The sequence below is a fragment of the Methylomonas sp. genome, assembly GCF_023228165.1.
GTDB lineage: Bacteria > Pseudomonadota > Gammaproteobacteria > Methylococcales > Methylomonadaceae > Methylomonas.
The window spans coordinates 50626-67917 of sequence record NZ_JALOBS010000028.1; the positions used below are offsets into that span (position 1 = coordinate 50626).

Here is a 17292-nt window from a genome sequence, read left to right on the forward strand (position 1 = left end):
CAATGATCAAGTTAATAGTGGGGCTCGGTAATCCCGGGTCGCAGTATGATAAAACCCGGCATAATGCCGGGTTTCTTTTTTTGGATCACTTAGCGGGTTCTCACGGTGTCGGTTGGTCGGGCAATGGGCAGTTTCAGGGAGATGTGGCAAGCTATTCGAGTGTTGCGGGTAAATTGCTGCTGCTTAAGCCGATGACATTCATGAATAAAAGTGGATCTTCGGTTGGCAAGATGTTGCGTTATCACAAGCTGAAGCCGGAAGAGTTATTGGTTGTGCATGATGAATTAGAGTTGCCTGAGGGAGTGGTTAAATTGAAGCGTGATGGTGGTCATGCGGGACATAATGGCTTGCGTGACATTATTTCGCATATCGACTCTCGGGATTTTTATCGGTTGAGGGTGGGTATTGGTCGACCGGAAACCCCGGGCGCAAATATAGCGAACTATGTTTTGTCTAGGCCGTCATTAGCAGTACTTAATCTTTTCGAGGTTGCTTTTGGCAAAATCGAGAGTCGGCTGGATTTGGTTTTGGCGGGAAATTTGGCGGAATTTAATGCATTGGTTATTGATGGGAAGAATTAGTTGCGCTATATGATTTAAAAAGATTGACTAGGCTGGCTAATTTATGGATAATAGCCAGATTAAATGACGGAGGGGTTCCCGAGCGGCCAAAGGGATCAGACTGTAAATCTGCCGGTTCTACCTTCGGAGGTTCGAATCCTCCCCCCTCCACCATCAAATTTGAATTGGATCTGCGGGTGTAGTTCAATGGTAGAACTCCAGCCTTCCAAGCTGATTGCGTGGGTTCGATTCCCATCACCCGCTCCATTTTTGGCTATGTAATGTCGCTCATATAGCTCAGTAGGTAGAGCACTTCCTTGGTAAGGAAGAGGTCATCGGTTCAAATCCGATTATGAGCTCCAGTTTTAATTAATTGTTCTTCTAGGGTATTTTCGTAATGGCTAAAGAAAAATTTGAAAGAAAAAAACCGCACGTAAACGTCGGTACGATAGGTCACGTTGACCACGGTAAAACCACTTTGACGGCGGCCCTGACAAAAGTGATGGCTGAACTGCAAGGCGGCGAAGTAAAAGCTTTCGATCAAATTGACAATGCCCCAGAAGAAAGAGCGCGTGGTATTACGATCTCTACCTCACACGTAGAATACGAATCCCCCAACCGTCATTACGCACACGTTGACTGCCCAGGCCATGCCGACTATGTAAAAAACATGATCACGGGTGCGGCGCAAATGGATGGCGCTATCCTGGTGTGTTCAGCTGCCGATGGTCCGATGCCGCAAACCCGCGAACACATTCTGTTGTCTCGTCAAGTGGGTGTGCCTTACATCGTCGTGTTCCTGAACAAAGCCGACATGGTTGACGATGCTGAACTGATTGAATTGGTTGAAATGGAGATTCGCGAGCTGTTGAATCAATATGAATTCCCAGGTGACGATACCCCCATCATCGTAGGTTCCGCGCTGAAAGCGCTGGAAGGCGATACCAGCGAAATCGGCGTCCCATCTGTTGTTAAATTGGTCGAAGCCCTGGATAGCTACATTCCGGAGCCGGAACGTGCGATAGACGGCAAATTCCTGATGCCTATCGAAGACGTGTTCTCGATCTCGGGTCGAGGCACTGTAGTAACCGGTCGTGTCGAACGCGGCATCATCAAAGTCGGTGAAGAGGTCGAAATCGTCGGTATTAAAGATACCGTCAAAACCACTTGCACAGGCGTCGAAATGTTCCGCAAGCTGTTGGATCAAGGTCAAGCAGGCGACAACGTCGGTGTATTGCTACGGGGTACCAAACGTGATGACGTAGAACGTGGTCAAGTATTGGCGCACGTGAACAGCATCAAGCCACACGCACACTTCAAGGCAGAAATCTACGTCCTGTCAAAAGATGAGGGTGGTCGTCATACGCCATTCTTCAACGGTTACCGTCCACAGTTCTATTTCAGAACCACCGACGTCACCGGTGCGGTTGAATTGCCGGAAGGTGTGGAAATGGTAATGCCCGGTGATAACATTGCAGTCACCGTAAAATTAATTGCACCTATCGCGATGGAAGACGGCTTACGTTTCGCTATCCGTGAAGGTGGTCGTACCGTTGGTGCGGGTGTTGTTGCTTCTATTATTGAATAATAGAAAGGAACATTTTAGTAGTTTTTTCTGAATAGGTCAGTAGTTCAATTGGTAGAGCAGCGGTCTCCAAAACCGCAAGTTGGGGGTTCGAGTCCCTCCTGGCCTGCCATTCAGAAGATTATCCAAATATTTCCCAAGTAAAAAAATGAACGCACAAGCAGAACAGGTTACTTCGGTAGCCGACATTGTGAAACTAGTCTTATGCCCGCTTTTTATAATTGCAGGTGTAGTTGCGTTCTACCACTTTTCAGATTTGCTATTGTTGTACCGGGTTTTAGGCTTAGTCGTTATTGTGTCTATGGCTGTTGGTATTTGCTTTACCACTGCGAAGGGTAGGGCTGTTTGGCAGTTTACGCACGAAGCCAAGCTGGAAGTAAGGAGGGTTGTTTGGCCGACGCGCGATGAAACTGTGCGGACAACATTATTAGTGTTTGCAATGGTGTTCATTGTGGGTTTGATTCTCTGGTTGTTAGACATGTTTTTATTCTGGGCTATACAGCTTCTGATGAGTCAGGGGATACAATAATGGCGCTACGTTGGTATGTGGTACACGCGTATTCAAATTACGAAAACAAAGTCAAGCAAGCAATAGAGGAGCGTATTAAGCGCGACGGCTTGGAAGAATATTTCGGCAAGATTTTGGTGCCAACCGAAGAAGTTGTTGAAATGAAAATGGGTCAACAACGCAAAAGCGAGCGGAAGTTTTTCCCTGGTTATGTGCTTGTTCAAATGGAATTGAATGATGAGACATGGCATTTGGTGAGAAATGTACCGAGAGTGCTTGGCTTTATCGGTGGTGCGTCAGATAAACCTTCTCCAATTACGGATAAGGAAGCGATGGCTATTCTAAATCGAGTAGAAGAGGGTTTTAACAAGCCTAGACCCAAAGTGTTATTTGAGGTTGGTGAAGTTGTGCGCATTATTGACGGGCCATTTAAAGACTTCAATGGCAGTATCGAGGAAGTCAATTACGAGAAAAGCCGCCTCAGAGTTTCAGTTTTGATATTTGGTCGGTCAACCCCTGTCGAGCTTGAATTTGTGCAGGTTGAAAAAGCATAACATCGTAAAAATTTAATTTATGAATCCCTGTCATTTTGGGTGGCAGGGATTTTTGTTTGTTGGGGAGCTTAAAAGCGTTTGTACCCGTGTCGGAGTAGAAAATGGCAAAAAAAATCGATTCGTATATCAAGCTGCAGGTAAAAGCAGGTGAGGCTAACCCAAGTCCGCCAGTCGGTCCGGCGCTGGGTCAGCGCGGCGTAAATATCATGGAGTTCTGTAAAGCATTTAACGCACGCACCCAGGAAGTAGAAAAAGGTCTTCCTTTGCCTGTCGTTATCACCGTTTACAGTGATAAAAGCTTTACATTCATTACTAAAACCCCGCCAGCATCTATCTTGCTGAAAAAAGCAGCCGGTATCAAGAGTGGCAGCAGCAAGCCTAACTCAAGCAAAGTAGGCACGGTTACTCGTGCGCAATTGGAAGAAATTGCTAAAACTAAAATGGAAGACTTGAATGCTGCCGATATGGATGCCGCGATCAGAATTATTGCGGGAAGCGCTCGCAGCATGGGTTTGAACGTGGAGGGCGTGTAATGGCAAAAATTAGCAAAAAAGCAAAAGCGATCAAAGCAAAAGTTTCCGGAAGCAAACAATACTCAATCGCCGAAGCGGTTGGTCTGCTGAAAGAATTTGCCAATACCAAATTTGATGAATCACTTGATGTGAGTGTTAACTTAGGTGTGGATCCAAGAAAATCCGATCAAAACGTACGCGGTGCTTCTGTATTGCCGAACGGTACAGGCAAAACTGTACGGGTGGCCGTTTTTACACAAGGTCCAAACGCGGATGCAGCCAGAGAAGCGGGCGCTGATGTGGTTGGTATGGATGACTTGGCGGAACAAGTAAAGCGCGGCGAGATGAATTTTGATGTGGTAATTGCGTCGCCGGACGCCATGCGTGTGGTCGGACAGTTGGGTCAAATCCTGGGTCCAAGAGGCTTAATGCCGAACCCGAAAGTAGGCACGGTTACTCCCGATGTGGCGACTGCTGTGAAAAATGCCAAATCAGGGCAGGTCAGATACCGTACTGATAAAGCAGGTATTATTCACTGTTCAATTGGCAAAGTATCTTTTGATGAAAATGCAATCAAACAAAATCTGGAATTCTTGATTGCTGATTTGAAAAAGGCCAAACCAACAGCGGCCAAAGGCATTTATCTGAAAAAAATTGCACTGTCTTCAACCATGGGCCCTGGTCTATGGATTGATCAAACCAGTCTCGAAATCTAATTACAAAAAACTTTGGGTTGCCGTTACTTCGGCAACCGTCAAAGACCGTAGGTGCTTTAGGCTTAATTATCCTACGCAGGCGGGAGCTGGAACCAACAGGTGAAAGAATCCGTAGGGGCATCGCAAGATGCGTTTCATAGATCCCGATAAAGTTCGGGAAACTACCGGAGGTAGATGTGGCACTCAATTTAGATAGCAAAAAAGTTGTCGTAGAGGAAGTTGCTGAATTCGCCGCTAAAGCTCACTCCGCAATTGCTGCGGAATATCGTGGTTTAACCGTTACCGAGCTGACAGAGCTGCGGAAAACCGCGAGAGAAACGGGCGTATATTTGCGAGTGGTCAAAAATACACTGGCAAAACGTGCGGTCGTTGGAACTGAGTTCGAATGCATGCAGGAAGGACTGGTTGGTCCTCTCATTCTTGCGTTTTCAATGGAAGATCCTGGCTGCGCCGCGCGTTTGGTCAGTGAATTTTCAAAAACGCATAAAAATCTGATTGCAAAAGTAGTTGCAATTGGTGGTCAGGTATTTGATGGTTCAGAGCTTGAGCGCTTGGCGAGATTGCCGACTCGTGATCAAGGTATCAGCATGCTGATGTCGGTCATGAAAGCACCAGTTGAAAAACTGGCTCGCACATTGGCTGCAGTTAGAGATGAGAAAGAAGCGGCATAGTTTCGCGTCAACTAGTTAATACGCATTAAATTTTAGAGGAATACACAATGGCAATTTCACAACAAGACATCTTAGATGCAGTTGCAAACATGACTGTTATGGAAATCGTTGATCTGATTTCAGCGATGGAAGAAAAATTCGGCGTTTCTGCGGCCGCTGCAGTCGCTGTTGCTGCTCCAGCTGCTGCTGCTGCTGTTGAAGAGCAAACCGAATTCGACGTCATCCTGACTGGTTTCGGCGAAAATAAAGTAGCAGTTATTAAAGCTGTTCGTGGCTTAACTGGTCTGGGCTTGAAAGAAGCTAAAGACGCGGTTGAAGGTGCACCAACTACAGTGAAAGAAGGCGTAAGCAAAGCGGAAGCGGAAGCTGCCAAAAAAGAACTTGAAGACGCAGGCGCAAGCGCTGAGATCAAATAAGTATCTTGACCGCATACCAGGCATAAGCCTACCAAACCGGGCTGACGGTATTTTACCGTCGGCCTTTTACTGCTTGTAAGACCGGCAGTACTAAATAATCTCTGACGACGAAGGTATAGAAGCAATATGGCCTATTCTTTTACCGAAAAAAAGCGTATCCGTAATAATTTTGGAAAAGGTTCTGAAGTACTGGAAGTTCCTTATCTTTTAGCAACACAAATTGATTCGTATGCAAGTTTCCTGCAATCGGGGATGCAACCCGAGAAAAGGCGCAGTCAAGGCTTGCATGCCGCATTTTCAAGCGTATTTCCAGTGGTCAGCCACTCGGGTTACGCTGTACTTGAATATGTGAAATATCGCTTGGGGGAACCCGCTTTCGATGTAAGAGAGTGTCAGCAGCGTGGCGCTACCTATTCAGCTCCTCTCAGAGTGCTGGTGCGGTTGGTGATCTACGACAAGGATGCGCCTACAAATACCAAAGTCGTAAAAGATATTCGCGAACAAGAAGTCTACATGGGTGAACTGCCCCTGATGACAGACAACGGCACATTTGTAATCAACGGCACCGAGCGGGTTATCGTTTCCCAGTTACACCGTTCGCCAGGCGTGTTCTTTGATCACGACAAGGGCAAGACTCATTCCTCTGGTAAGCTGTTATTCAATGCACGCGTGATCCCTTATCGCGGTTCATGGCTGGATTTTGAGTTCGATCATAAAGACGCCGTGTATGTACGTATCGACAGACGTCGGAAAATCCCTGCGACTATTCTGTTGCGCGCTTTGGGATATGACAATGAAGAAATGATTAACATTTTCTTCGAAACCAACAAATTTTCGTTGGATGCCGATAAGTTCATGTTCCACGTAATACCCGACAGGTTGCGTGGCGAAATGGCGGTATTCGACATTAAGCATGACGGTGCGGTTCTTATCGAAGAAGGCCGCCGTATTACGGCTAAACACATTCGGCAATTGGAAAAAGCCGGCGTCAAAGAAATCGAAGTGCCCAGAGATTATCTCTATGGAAAAATCCTGGGGCACAACATCATCGATAAGTCGACTGGCGAATTGATTGCCAATGTCAATGATGAAATCAGCGAGCCGTTGTTACAAAAGTTAATCGAGGCTAACGTTAGTGAGCTCAATACCTTATACGTAAATGATTTGGACCGAGGTCCTTACATTTCCAATGCTATGCGTCTGGATACCACCACAAACCGTTTGGAAGCATTGGTGGAAATCTACCGCATGATGCGTCCCGGCGAGCCGCCAACAGTGGAGTCGGCGGAAAACCTGTTTGAAAATTTATTCTTTACCGACGAACGTTACGACTTGTCTGCCGTAGGCCGGATGAAGTTCAATCGCCGATTGGGCCGAGAAGAAATAGAAGGTACCGGAACCTTGAGCAAGGAAGACATAATCGATGTCTTGAAGGAACTGATCAAGATTAGAAATGGTAACGGTGTTGTCGACGATATCGACCATTTAGGTAACAGACGGGTGCGGTCGGTGGGTGAAATGATCGAGAATCAATTCCGCATCGGATTGGTTAGAGTTGAGCGTGCCGTTAGAGAGCGTTTGACCCTGGCTGACTCCGAAGGATTGATGCCGCAAGAAATCATCAACGCCAAACCTGTTTCTGCCGCAGTCAAGGAATTCTTTGGTTCCAGCCAGTTGTCGCAGTTTATGGATCAAAATAACCCGCTATCGCAGGTTACCCATAAACGTCGTGTTTCAGCTCTGGGGCCGGGCGGTTTGGCACGTGAGAGGGCCGGTTTTGAGGTGCGCGACGTACACACCACCCATTATGGTCGGGTATGTCCAATCGAGACACCTGAGGGACCGAATATCGGTTTGATCAATTCATTGTCTGTCTATGCGCGTACCAATGAGTACGGCTTTTTGGAAACTCCATACCGGAAAGTAATAAATGGTCTGGTTACGGATCAAGTGGACTATATATCCGCGATTGAGGAAGGCGAGTTCGTCATTGCTCAAGCCAGTGTGGCCGTCGATGAAAACGGCAAATTAGTGGAAGGTCTGGTGTCTTGCCGTTACAAAGACGAGTTTACGTTGGCTTCGTCCGATACCGTGCAATATATGGACGTATCTTCGAAACAGATTGTATCGGTTGCGGCTTCCATCATTCCTTTCCTGGAGCACGATGACGCGAACCGGGCCTTGATGGGTTCCAACATGCAACGCCAAGCCGTACCTACCTTAAGAGCGGAAAAACCCCTGGTGGGAACGGGTATGGAGCGGGTAGTTGCTAAAGACTCCGGCGTAGCAGTGGTTGCTACCCGCGGCGGCACAATTGAAGCCGTCGATGCCGGTCGTATCGTGGTTCGGGCCAATGATGACGAAACTATTTCAGGTGTGCCTGGAGTGGATATTTACAACCTGATTAAATATACCCGCTCTAATCAAAACACCTGTATCAACCAACGACCGTTGGTCAAGTTGGGCGATATAGTCACCAAAGGCGATATTATGGCGGATGGACCGTCCACCGATCTCGGTGAGTTGGCTTTGGGCCAGAATATGTTGATCGCGTTTATGCCTTGGAATGGCTATAACTTCGAGGATTCGATTTTGGTCTCCGAGCGGGTTGTAAAAGAAGATAGGTTTACCACTATTCATATCGAAGAAAAAACCTGTGTCGCTCGAGAAACCAAACACAGTCCCGAAGAAATTACCGCCGATATTCCGAATGTCAGTGAAGAAGCGCTTTCCAAGCTGGATGAGTCGGGTATTGTTTATGTCGGCGCCGAAGTAAAAGGTGGCGATATTCTGGTGGGTAAAGTGACGCCAAAAGGTGAAACTCAGCTGACGCCGGAGGAAAAACTGTTACGTGCGATTTTCGGTGAAAAAGCGGCCGACGTAAAAGATACTTCGTTGCGTGTTCCAAACAACGTTAGAGGGACTGTCATTGATGTCCAGGTGTTTACCCGCGACGGCGTGAAAAAAGACAAACGCGCTTTAGAGATCGAAGAAGCTGAAATCAAGCGTTACCGGAAAGACTTGGATGACCAATTAAAAATCGTTGAGCACGATATCTTTGCCCGAGTAAAAACCTTGCTGATTGGTAAAAAAGCCGAAAAAGGTCCGAACGGGCTGAAAAAAGGTGAAGAAATCACGCTTGGCTATCTGGATGGTCTGATTCATTCCGAGTTGCTCAAGATCAGAACCCAAGATGAAGACGCTAATGTGCAATTGGAATCGGTTTTAGAACAGATCGAACAGCAGCGTAAAGAGTTTGACGAGCGTTTTGAAACGAAAAAGAAAAAAATCACCATGGGCGACGATTTGGCTCCTGGCGTATTGAAGATGGTCAAGGTGTATCTGGCGGTTAAAAAACGTATTCAGCCCGGTGACAAGATGGCGGGTCGGCACGGTAACAAGGGTGTTATATCTCAAATCGTCCCGATTGAAGATATGCCGTACACAGCCGACGGTAATCCTGTCGACATATTGCTGAATCCCTTGGGTGTACCTTCCCGGATGAATGTCGGACAGGTGTTGGAAACGCATTTGGGTTGGGCAGCGAAAGGATTAGGCATCAAGATCGGCAAAATGTTGGAAATGCAGGCCAAGGTTAACGAGATTCGAGAGTTTCTGGAAAAAATCTACAACTGCAGTGGTCGAAAAGAAGATCTTGCTTCATTTTCCGATAAAGAAGTTCTTGAGTTAGCGCTAAATCTGGTCGGCGGTGTGCCCATGGCGACGCCGGTATTCGACGGTGCATCCGAGGAAGATATTCGTACCATGTTGCGTCTGGCCGATTTGCCGGAACATGGTCAAACAGTATTGTATGACGGTTTGACGGGCGAACCATTCGAACGCGAAGTGACAGTCGGTTACATGTATATGCTGAAACTGAATCACTTGGTGGATGACAAAATGCATGCGCGCTCGACAGGTCCTTACAGCTTGGTAACTCAGCAACCATTGGGTGGTAAGGCGCAATTCGGTGGACAACGTTTCGGTGAGATGGAGGTATGGGCGCTGGAAGCTTATGGTGCAGCCTATACATTGCAAGAAATGCTGACTGTTAAGTCGGACGATGTGACCGGTAGAACCCGGATGTATAAAAACATCGTCGATGGTAATCACACAATGGAAGCCGGTATGCCGGAATCCTTCAACGTATTGATTAAGGAAATACGTTCGTTGGCAGTTAATATCGAACTGGGGCAGGATTAGCCTGCTCTTAACGGTATAGCTGGATTCTAGGCAATTATGGGTAACATTTAAAGAGGATAAGCTCTTGAAAGATTTAATGAATTTCTTAAAGCGTCAAGGTCGTACCGATGATTTTGACACTATCCGAATTGGCTTGGCTTCGCCAGACATGATTCGTTCATGGTCATATGGGGAAGTCAAAAAGCCGGAAACCATCAATTACCGTACTTTCAAGCCAGAAAGGGATGGCTTGTTCTGCGCCAAAATTTTTGGACCGATCAGCGACTACGAGTGCTTGTGCGGAAAATACAAGCGCTTAAAACATCGAGGCGTCATCTGCGAAAAGTGCGGTGTTGAAGTCACACTGTCTAAGGTACGCAGGGAGAGAATGGGCCATATAGAACTGGCAAGTCCGGTCGCGCATATATGGTTTTTGAAATCCCTGCCGTCCAGGATTGCTTTGTTGTTGGATATGACGCTGCGTTCTATCGAGCGGGTGTTGTATTTCGAAACATTCGTAGTGACGGATCCCGGTATGTCTCCTTTGGAAAGAGGGCAATTGTTGACAGATGAGGAGTATCTGAATGCGGTTGAGGAACATGGCGATGATTTCGTAGCTAAAATGGGGGCGGAAGCAGTCTATGATTTGTTGAAGTCAATAGATCTGAAAGAAGAAATCAATACCCTGCGGGAAGAAATCAATTCGACCAGTTCGGATACCAAGATTAAAAAGTTTTCCAAGCGCCTGAAGGTCATTGACTCGTTGTTGGCGTCTAATAACCGTCCGGAATGGATGATCATGCAGGTGTTGCCGGTACTGCCGCCTGAATTGCGTCCCCTGGTGCCACTGGATGGCGGCCGTTTTGCTACGTCCGATTTGAATGACTTATACCGCAGAGTTATCAACAGAAACAATCGTCTAACCAGGCTGTTGGATCTGAATGCTCCCGACATCATCGTTCGCAATGAAAAACGTATGCTACAGGAAGCTGTTGATGCGCTGTTGGATAACGGCCGTCGTGGTCGCGCGATCACCGGTAGCAATAGACGTCCGCTGAAATCCTTGGCTGATATGATCAAAGGTAAGCAAGGTCGTTTCCGTCAAAATCTATTAGGTAAGCGGGTAGATTATTCAGGCCGGTCAGTTATCGTTGTTGGTCCAACATTAAGATTGCATCAGTGCGGTTTGCCGAAAAAAATGGCGCTGGAATTGTTCAAGCCTTTTATATTCAGCAAGTTGCAGTTGCGAGGTCTGGCTACCACGATCAAAGCCGCCAAAAAAATGGTGGAGCGTGAAGGTGCCGAGGTTTGGGATATTCTGGAAGAAGTGATTCGAGAGCATCCTGTATTGCTAAACCGTGCCCCTACTTTGCATAGATTGGGTATTCAAGCGTTTGAACCGACCTTGATAGAAGGTAAGGCCATTCAGTTGCATCCTCTGGTATGCAGTGCATTCAACGCTGATTTCGACGGTGACCAGATGGCGGTACATATCCCGTTGTCCATTGAGGCACAGCTGGAAGCGCGTACCTTGATGATGGCCACCAATAATATTTTGTCGCCTGCCAACGGTGAGCCGGTCATCAATCCGTCTCAAGACGTGGTATTAGGGCTTTACTACATCAGTCGCGAAAAAATAAAGGCCAGAGGCGAAGGCAGTATCTTTACCGATTCGGCCGAGATGATGAAGGCGCTGGATAGCAAATCCGTTGAACTGCAAAGTAAAATTGAAATTCGTGTTACCGAAAAATTAAAAAACGCGGATGGCGAGTTTGAATCCATTACCAGCAGGAAAAAAACCACGGTAGGTCGTGCAATCATATGGGATATCGTGCCTGACGGCATGCCGTATGAATTGGTCAATGTGGACATGACCAAGAAGAATATTTCCCGGTTGATCAATTATAGCTATCGCTATCTGGGCATAAAGGAAACTGTAATATTGGCGGACCAAATCATGTATTTGGGTTTCCGCTATGCAACACGTTCCGGTGTCTCCTTTGGTATCGAGGACATGGAAATTCCGCCTAAAAAAGCCGACATCATTCGGTCCGCGGAAGCTGAAGTCAACGAAATCCAGAATCAATATTCCTCTGGTTTAGTAACGGACGGCGAACGCTACAATAAAGTTGTGGATATTTGGTCACGCGCCAATGATCAAGTAGCCAAGGTTATGATGGAAGGTTTGGGCGAAGATTTGGTGTTGGATGAAAATGGTGATGTCCTAAAGGATGAAAACGGCAAGTCATTGACCCAAAAATCGTTTAACTCAATCTTTATGATGGCTGAGTCTGGAGCGCGGGGTTCCGCGGCTCAGATCAGGCAGTTGGCGGGTATGCGTGGTTTGATGGCCAAGCCGGACGGTTCTATCATCGAAACCCCTATTACCGCGAATTTCCGTGAAGGTCTGGACGTACTGCAGTACTTTATTTCCACACATGGTGCGCGTAAAGGTTTGGCTGATACTGCGCTAAAAACGGCAAACTCGGGGTATCTGACCCGGCGTTTGGTGGATGTGGCGCAGGACTTGGTGATTGCTGAAACTGATTGCGGTACTGAAAACGGTTTAACCATGATGCCTATCATTGAGGGCGGTGACGTTGTCGAGCCTTTAGTGGAGCGGGTGTTGGGTCGCGTCGCGGCTAATGATGTGAATGAGCAAGGCAGTGATAAAGTCTTGATTCCGGCGGGAACCATGATCGATGAGAATTTGGTGTCCGTGTTGGAAGAAAACGGCATCGATAAAATGATTGTCCGCTCGGTAATCACCTGTGAGTCACGGCAAGGCGTCTGCGCCAAATGTTATGGTCGTGACTTGGGGCGCGGACATTTAGTCAACATCGGCGAGGCGGTTGGTGTTGTTGCGGCTCAGTCTATCGGTGAGCCCGGTACTCAGTTGACTATGCGTACTTTCCACATCGGCGGCGCGGCATCCAGATCGGCGGCGGTTAGTAACGTTCAGGTCAAATCAGCGGGCTCCGTTAAGCTGAATAACATGAAAACCGTCAAAAACAGAGAAAATAATCTGGTTGCAGTTTCTCGGTCCGGCGAAGTAGGCGTTATGGATGATTACGGTCGCGAAAGAGAGCGTTATAAAATCCCATATGGTGCGGTGTTGTCGATTGAAGACGGTAGTGCGGTAAAAGCCGGCGATATTATTGTTAATTGGGACCCACATACACATCCGGTTATCACTGAAGTAGACGGTTTTATTCAGTTACATGACTTTATCGACGGTTCGACCGTACAAGAGCAATCGGATGAAGTAACGGGTTTGACTTCGCGGGTTGTTACCGATCCTAAGCAAAGAAGTTCGGCCGGTAAAGAATTGAGACCCATGGTGCGGTTGATCGATGAGACGGGCGGATTAATCAACTTGCCTGGCACCGATATTCCTGCCCAGTACTTTTTGCCTGCCGGCGCTATCGTTGGCGTAAAAGACGGTGGAGAAGTTAGAGTAGGTGATGTATTAGCCAGGATTCCACAAGAGTCCAGTAAAACACGTGACATCACTGGTGGTTTGCCGCGCGTTGCCGACTTGTTTGAAGCACGTAAAACCAAAGACCCGGCCATTCTGGCCGAGGCCACCGGCATGGTTTCTTTCGGTAAAGAAACCAAGGGCAAGCAAAGGGTTATTATTACCGATGCCGAAGGTGAGCAATATGAAACGTTAATACCAAAATGGCGTCATATAACTGTGTTCGAGGGTGAGTTCGTCGAAAAAGGTGAAACGATTGCCGAAGGTGAATTGACCCCGCATGATATTTTGCGGCTGAGAGGCATCGAAGAGTTGGCCGATTATCTGGTCAAGGAAATTCAAGATGTTTACCGTCTGCAAGGGGTGAAAATCAACGATAAGCACATTGAGGCGATTATTCGTCAGATGTTGCGAAAAGTTGAGATCACTGCGTCGGGAGAGACTGATTTCGTTAAAGGCGAGCAGGTTGAGCGTAGCTTGATGAATGCGGTCAATGATCAAGCCGAAAGAGAAGGCAAGATCCCGGCTAGCTATGAATCCATGCTGTTAGGTATTACCAAAGCATCATTGGCGACTGAATCCTTTATCTCGGCAGCGTCGTTCCAGGAGACCACCCGTGTTCTTACCGATGCTGCGGTTAGAGGTATTAGCGACAGCTTGAACGGCTTAAAGGAAAATGTCATTGTGGGTAGGTTAATCCCGGCGGGTACGGGTTTGGCTTATCACGAGCAGCGACGCAAAAGAAGATCGAACGAAGCATCAAATACAAGCGACTCGGCAATCAGTGCTGTAGAAGCGGTTGATGTAGAAGAAGCCTTGAAGCAGGCTTTAAATATTGAGTAAAATCACCGAAAGCTCTTGACCATGCGTGAAAGTAGGGGTATTATGCTCTGCTCACATGAGTCAAGAGATTTGGGTCTGGCAACCGTGGCCTGCGATTAGCTTGTTTGCGGGTTTTTGTTTGTTACAAATTGCATATCGGAGTAGTTAAGAATGGCCACGATCAATCAGTTGGTCCGTAAGCCTCGTGCTAAAAAAATCGAAAAAACCAATGTTCCAGCATTGGAGGCGTGCCCTCAAAGAAGAGGGGTATGTACCCGTGTTTACACAACGACGCCTAAAAAGCCAAATTCGGCTTTGCGTAAGGTGGCTAGGGTTAGATTGACCAATGGCGCCGAGGTAAGTAGTTATATCGGCGGTGAAGGGCATAACCTGCAAGAGCATTCCGTGGTGTTGATTCGAGGTGGTCGTGTAAAAGATTTGCCGGGTGTGCGATATCACGTTGTTCGGGGAAGTTTGGATACTTCCGGTGTAAAGGATAGAAAGTGTGGTCGCTCCAAATATGGCGCGAAAAGACCTAAAAAATAAGGGCTGATAACAAATGTCAAGAAGAAGAGTAGCAGCAAAAAGAATAATTAACCCTGATCCGCGTTTTGGTAGCGATATGCTGTCTAAGTTCATGAACATGATCATGCAAGACGGTAAAAAATCAGTTGCCGAAAAAATTGTTTATGGAGCTTTGGATGTTATTGAAGGCAAGGGCCATAAAGAATCTTTGGAATTGGTTGCTAAGGCGCTTGAAAATGTTCAGCCTAGGGTTGAGGTGAAATCACGCCGCGTGGGTGGTGCAACATATCAAGTGCCGGTCGAGGTTCGCCCTGCTAGACGAGTTGCTCTGTCAATGCGTTGGTTGATTGATGCGGCTAGAAAACGCAATGAAAGAACAATGGCTTCTAAATTGGCCGGTGAGTTGCTTGATGCGTCCGAAGGCCGTGGAGCCGCAGCTAAAAAACGCGAAGATACACATAGAATGGCTGAAGCGAATAAGGCTTTTGCTCACTACCGCTGGTAAGCGTTAGTAAATTTAGGTTGTTGTTATGGCACGGAACACGCCAATCGAGCTGTATCGAAACATAGGAATAATGGCTCATATTGATGCGGGGAAAACGACAACAACCGAAAGGATTTTGTTTTATACCGGTGTCTCACATAGGATAGGTGAGGTTCATGATGGTGCTGCCACTATGGACTGGATGGAGCAAGAGCAAGAGCGAGGAATAACGATAACCTCTGCTGCAACAACCTGCTTTTGGTCCGGTAAGGATAAACAGTATCCGCAGCACCGTATCAATATTATTGATACGCCTGGGCATGTGGATTTTACAATAGAAGTTGAGCGCTCTCTGCGGGTTTTGGATGGTGCGTGCGCAGTGTTTTGTGCCGTGGGTGGTGTCGAGCCGCAATCTGAAGCAGTATGGCGTCAGGCCAATAAATACCATGTGCCAAGACTTGCTTTCGTCAATAAGATGGATCGGACGGGGGCGGATTTTTTGCGTGTGGTCAAACAAATCAGTAGCCGACTTGGCGCGTCTGTGGTGGCGATGCAGTTACCTATAGGCGCAGAGGAATCCTTTGAGGGTGTTATAGATTTGGTAAGCCTAAAAGCGGTTTATTGGAATCAAACGGATTTGGGTGTGACGCATGAAGAAAAGGAAATTCCGGCTCATTTATTGAAAGAGGCTTTGTCTTACAGAGAGAAGCTTATTGAGATTGCGGCTGAGGGGTCGGATCTGCTGACTGAGAAATACCTTGAAAAAGGCGAGCTATCGATTGCGGACATTAAGCAAGGAATTAGGGAGCAGGTTTTAAGGACTAGTTTGGTTCCGGTTTATTGCGGTTCAGCCTTTAAAAACAAAGGTATTCAATGCGTCCTTGATGGGATTGTTGAATATTTGCCGTCGCCCGTCGATAAGCCGGCAATAAAGGGTTTTGTTGATGGGGTAGAGTCGGAAGAGTTGCGTTCAGCCGCTGACGATCAGCCGTTTTCGGCGCTGGCATTTAAAATTGCCTCGGATCCCTTTGTTGGGATTTTGACATTTTTCAGGGTTTACTCTGGGGTGTTGAAGTCTGGAGATGCGATTTTAAATGCGGCGAAAGGAAAAAGGGAGCGGGTAGGTCGAATTGTTCAGATGCACGCCAATAGTCGGGAAGAAGTTAAAGAAGTTCGGGCCGGCGATATTGCGGCAGTAATAGGGTTAAAGGATGTAACCACGGGTGATACGTTTTGCGCGATGGACGCGCCCATTCTGTTGGAGAAAATGGAGTTTCCGGAGCCGGTGATCTCGGTTGCTGTTGAGCCTAAAACAAAGGCCGATCAAGACAAGATGGGAAATGCCTTGTCTAGGTTGGCGCAAGAAGATCCGTCGTTTCGGGTTAATACGGATGGCGAATCGGGTCAAACCATTATTTCGGGGATGGGTGAGCTTCATCTGGAAATAATTGTGGATAGGATGAAAAGGGAATTTAACGTGGTTGCGAATGTGGGTGCGCCTCAGGTGGCATATCGTGAAACCATTAAAAAGGCAGTGGAATGCGAAGGGAAATTTATCAGGCAAACCGGGGGACGAGGCCAATATGGGCATGTCTGGTTGCGTTTAGAGCCGAGGGAATTGGGTGCTGGATATGTCTTTGAAAACCAGGTGGTAGGTGGTTCGATACCAAAAGAATTTATACCTGCCGTAGATAAAGGCATACAAGAACAAATGGAAAATGGCATAATAGCCGGCTTCCCAGTAGTAGATGTAAAAGTTAGTTTGTTCGATGGGTCATATCATGATGTTGATTCGAATGAAATGGCTTTCAAAATTGCAGGATCGATTGCCTTCAGGGATGGAGCGGAAACTGCAAAACCTGTGTTGCTGGAACCCATTATGAAAGTTGAAGTAGTGACTCCAGAAGATTATATGGGTGAAGTTGTCGGTGATATCAATCGACGTAGAGGCGTAATTCACGGTATGTCGGATGTTCCTGCTGGTAAAGCAGTTGAATGCGAGGTGCCGCTAGCAGAGATGTTTGGTTACGCAACCGATCTGAGGTCGGCAACTCAAGGAAGGGCAACATACAGTATGCAGTTTGAAAAATATAACGAAGCACCTGCAAATATTGCGGAAGCTATAATTAGAAAAGTATTTTAAATCTTTTATAAATGTTAGGTATTGACTCATGGCTAAAGAAAAATTTGAAAGAAAAAAACCGCACGTAAACGTCGGTACGATAGGTCACGTTGACCACGGTAAAACCACTTTGACGGCGGCCCTGACAAAAGTGATG

The 17292-nt window shown here is 47.0% G+C and carries 14 protein-coding genes and 4 tRNA genes; all 18 read left to right on the top strand.

From position 1 onward, the window contains the following. Window positions 1-2 precede the first annotated feature (2 nt). Window positions 3-581 carry an aminoacyl-tRNA hydrolase gene (gene pth / locus M0R33_RS18500; protein WP_292572756.1) on the top strand — a complete coding sequence of 193 codons (579 nt, stop codon included), beginning with the start codon at window positions 3-5 and terminating at the stop codon, window positions 579-581. 68 nt (window positions 582-649) lie between these two features. Next, a tRNA-Tyr gene (locus M0R33_RS18505) sits at window positions 650-734 on the top strand. A 19-nt stretch (window positions 735-753) separates the two neighbouring features. Beyond that, window positions 754-827 (top strand) — tRNA-Gly (locus M0R33_RS18510). Between the two features lie 19 nt (window positions 828-846). After that, window positions 847-922 (top strand) — tRNA-Thr (locus tag M0R33_RS18515). 35 nt (window positions 923-957) lie between these two features. Continuing rightward, entirely contained in the window at window positions 958-2148 is a 1191-nt protein-coding gene (gene tuf, locus M0R33_RS18520; protein ID WP_292572759.1) for an elongation factor Tu, read from the top strand. Window positions 2149-2181: 33 nt separating this feature from the next. Further along, window positions 2182-2257, top strand: a tRNA-Trp gene (locus tag M0R33_RS18525). A 36-nt stretch (window positions 2258-2293) separates the two neighbouring features. Then, on the top strand, window positions 2294-2674 hold the full coding sequence (gene secE, locus M0R33_RS18530) for a preprotein translocase subunit SecE (RefSeq protein WP_292572762.1): 381 nt from the start codon (window positions 2294-2296) through the stop codon (window positions 2672-2674). Beyond that, entirely contained in the window at window positions 2674-3207 is a 534-nt protein-coding gene (gene nusG, locus M0R33_RS18535; protein WP_256616192.1) for a transcription termination/antitermination protein NusG, read from the top strand. Before secE ends, nusG begins: the two co-directional genes overlap by 1 nt. 101 nt (window positions 3208-3308) lie before the next feature. Beyond that, entirely contained in the window at window positions 3309-3740 is a 432-nt protein-coding gene (gene rplK, locus M0R33_RS18540; protein WP_196435497.1) for a 50S ribosomal protein L11, read from the top strand. Further along, window positions 3740-4435 carry a 50S ribosomal protein L1 gene (gene rplA / locus M0R33_RS18545; protein WP_292572767.1) on the top strand — a complete coding sequence of 232 codons (696 nt, stop codon included), beginning with the start codon at window positions 3740-3742 and terminating at the stop codon, window positions 4433-4435. The genes rplK and rplA overlap by 1 nt, the downstream gene beginning before the upstream one ends. A gap of 176 nt (window positions 4436-4611) precedes the next feature. Further along, window positions 4612-5106: a 50S ribosomal protein L10 gene (gene rplJ / locus M0R33_RS18550; protein WP_292572768.1), complete on the top strand. Its 495-nt coding sequence runs from the start codon at window positions 4612-4614 to the stop codon at window positions 5104-5106. A 47-nt stretch (window positions 5107-5153) separates the two neighbouring features. Further along, complete coding sequence (rplL, locus tag M0R33_RS18555; RefSeq protein WP_292572771.1) at window positions 5154-5522, top strand: 50S ribosomal protein L7/L12; 369 nt, start codon at window positions 5154-5156, stop codon at window positions 5520-5522. A gap of 126 nt (window positions 5523-5648) precedes the next feature. Continuing rightward, window positions 5649-9725, top strand: a complete 4077-nt coding sequence (gene rpoB / locus M0R33_RS18560; protein WP_292572774.1) for a DNA-directed RNA polymerase subunit beta — start codon at window positions 5649-5651, stop codon at window positions 9723-9725. Between the two features lie 64 nt (window positions 9726-9789). Continuing rightward, window positions 9790-14025 (top strand): DNA-directed RNA polymerase subunit beta', encoded by a 4236-nt coding sequence (gene rpoC, locus M0R33_RS18565; RefSeq protein WP_366044242.1) that lies wholly within the window; start codon window positions 9790-9792, stop codon window positions 14023-14025. A 150-nt stretch (window positions 14026-14175) separates the two neighbouring features. After that, on the top strand, window positions 14176-14550 hold the full coding sequence (gene rpsL, locus M0R33_RS18570; RefSeq protein ID WP_013820393.1) for a 30S ribosomal protein S12: 375 nt from the start codon (window positions 14176-14178) through the stop codon (window positions 14548-14550). Window positions 14551-14563: 13 nt separating this feature from the next. Then, window positions 14564-15034 (top strand): 30S ribosomal protein S7, encoded by a 471-nt coding sequence (gene rpsG, locus M0R33_RS18575; RefSeq protein ID WP_292572793.1) that lies wholly within the window; start codon window positions 14564-14566, stop codon window positions 15032-15034. Between the two features lie 25 nt (window positions 15035-15059). Continuing rightward, complete coding sequence (fusA, locus tag M0R33_RS18580) at window positions 15060-17156, top strand: elongation factor G (protein ID WP_292572796.1); 2097 nt, start codon at window positions 15060-15062, stop codon at window positions 17154-17156. A gap of 28 nt (window positions 17157-17184) precedes the next feature. After that, window positions 17185-17292, top strand: a 108-nt coding sequence (locus M0R33_RS18585; protein ID WP_292572807.1) for a GTP-binding protein, incomplete at its 3' end; no start/stop codon positions are given.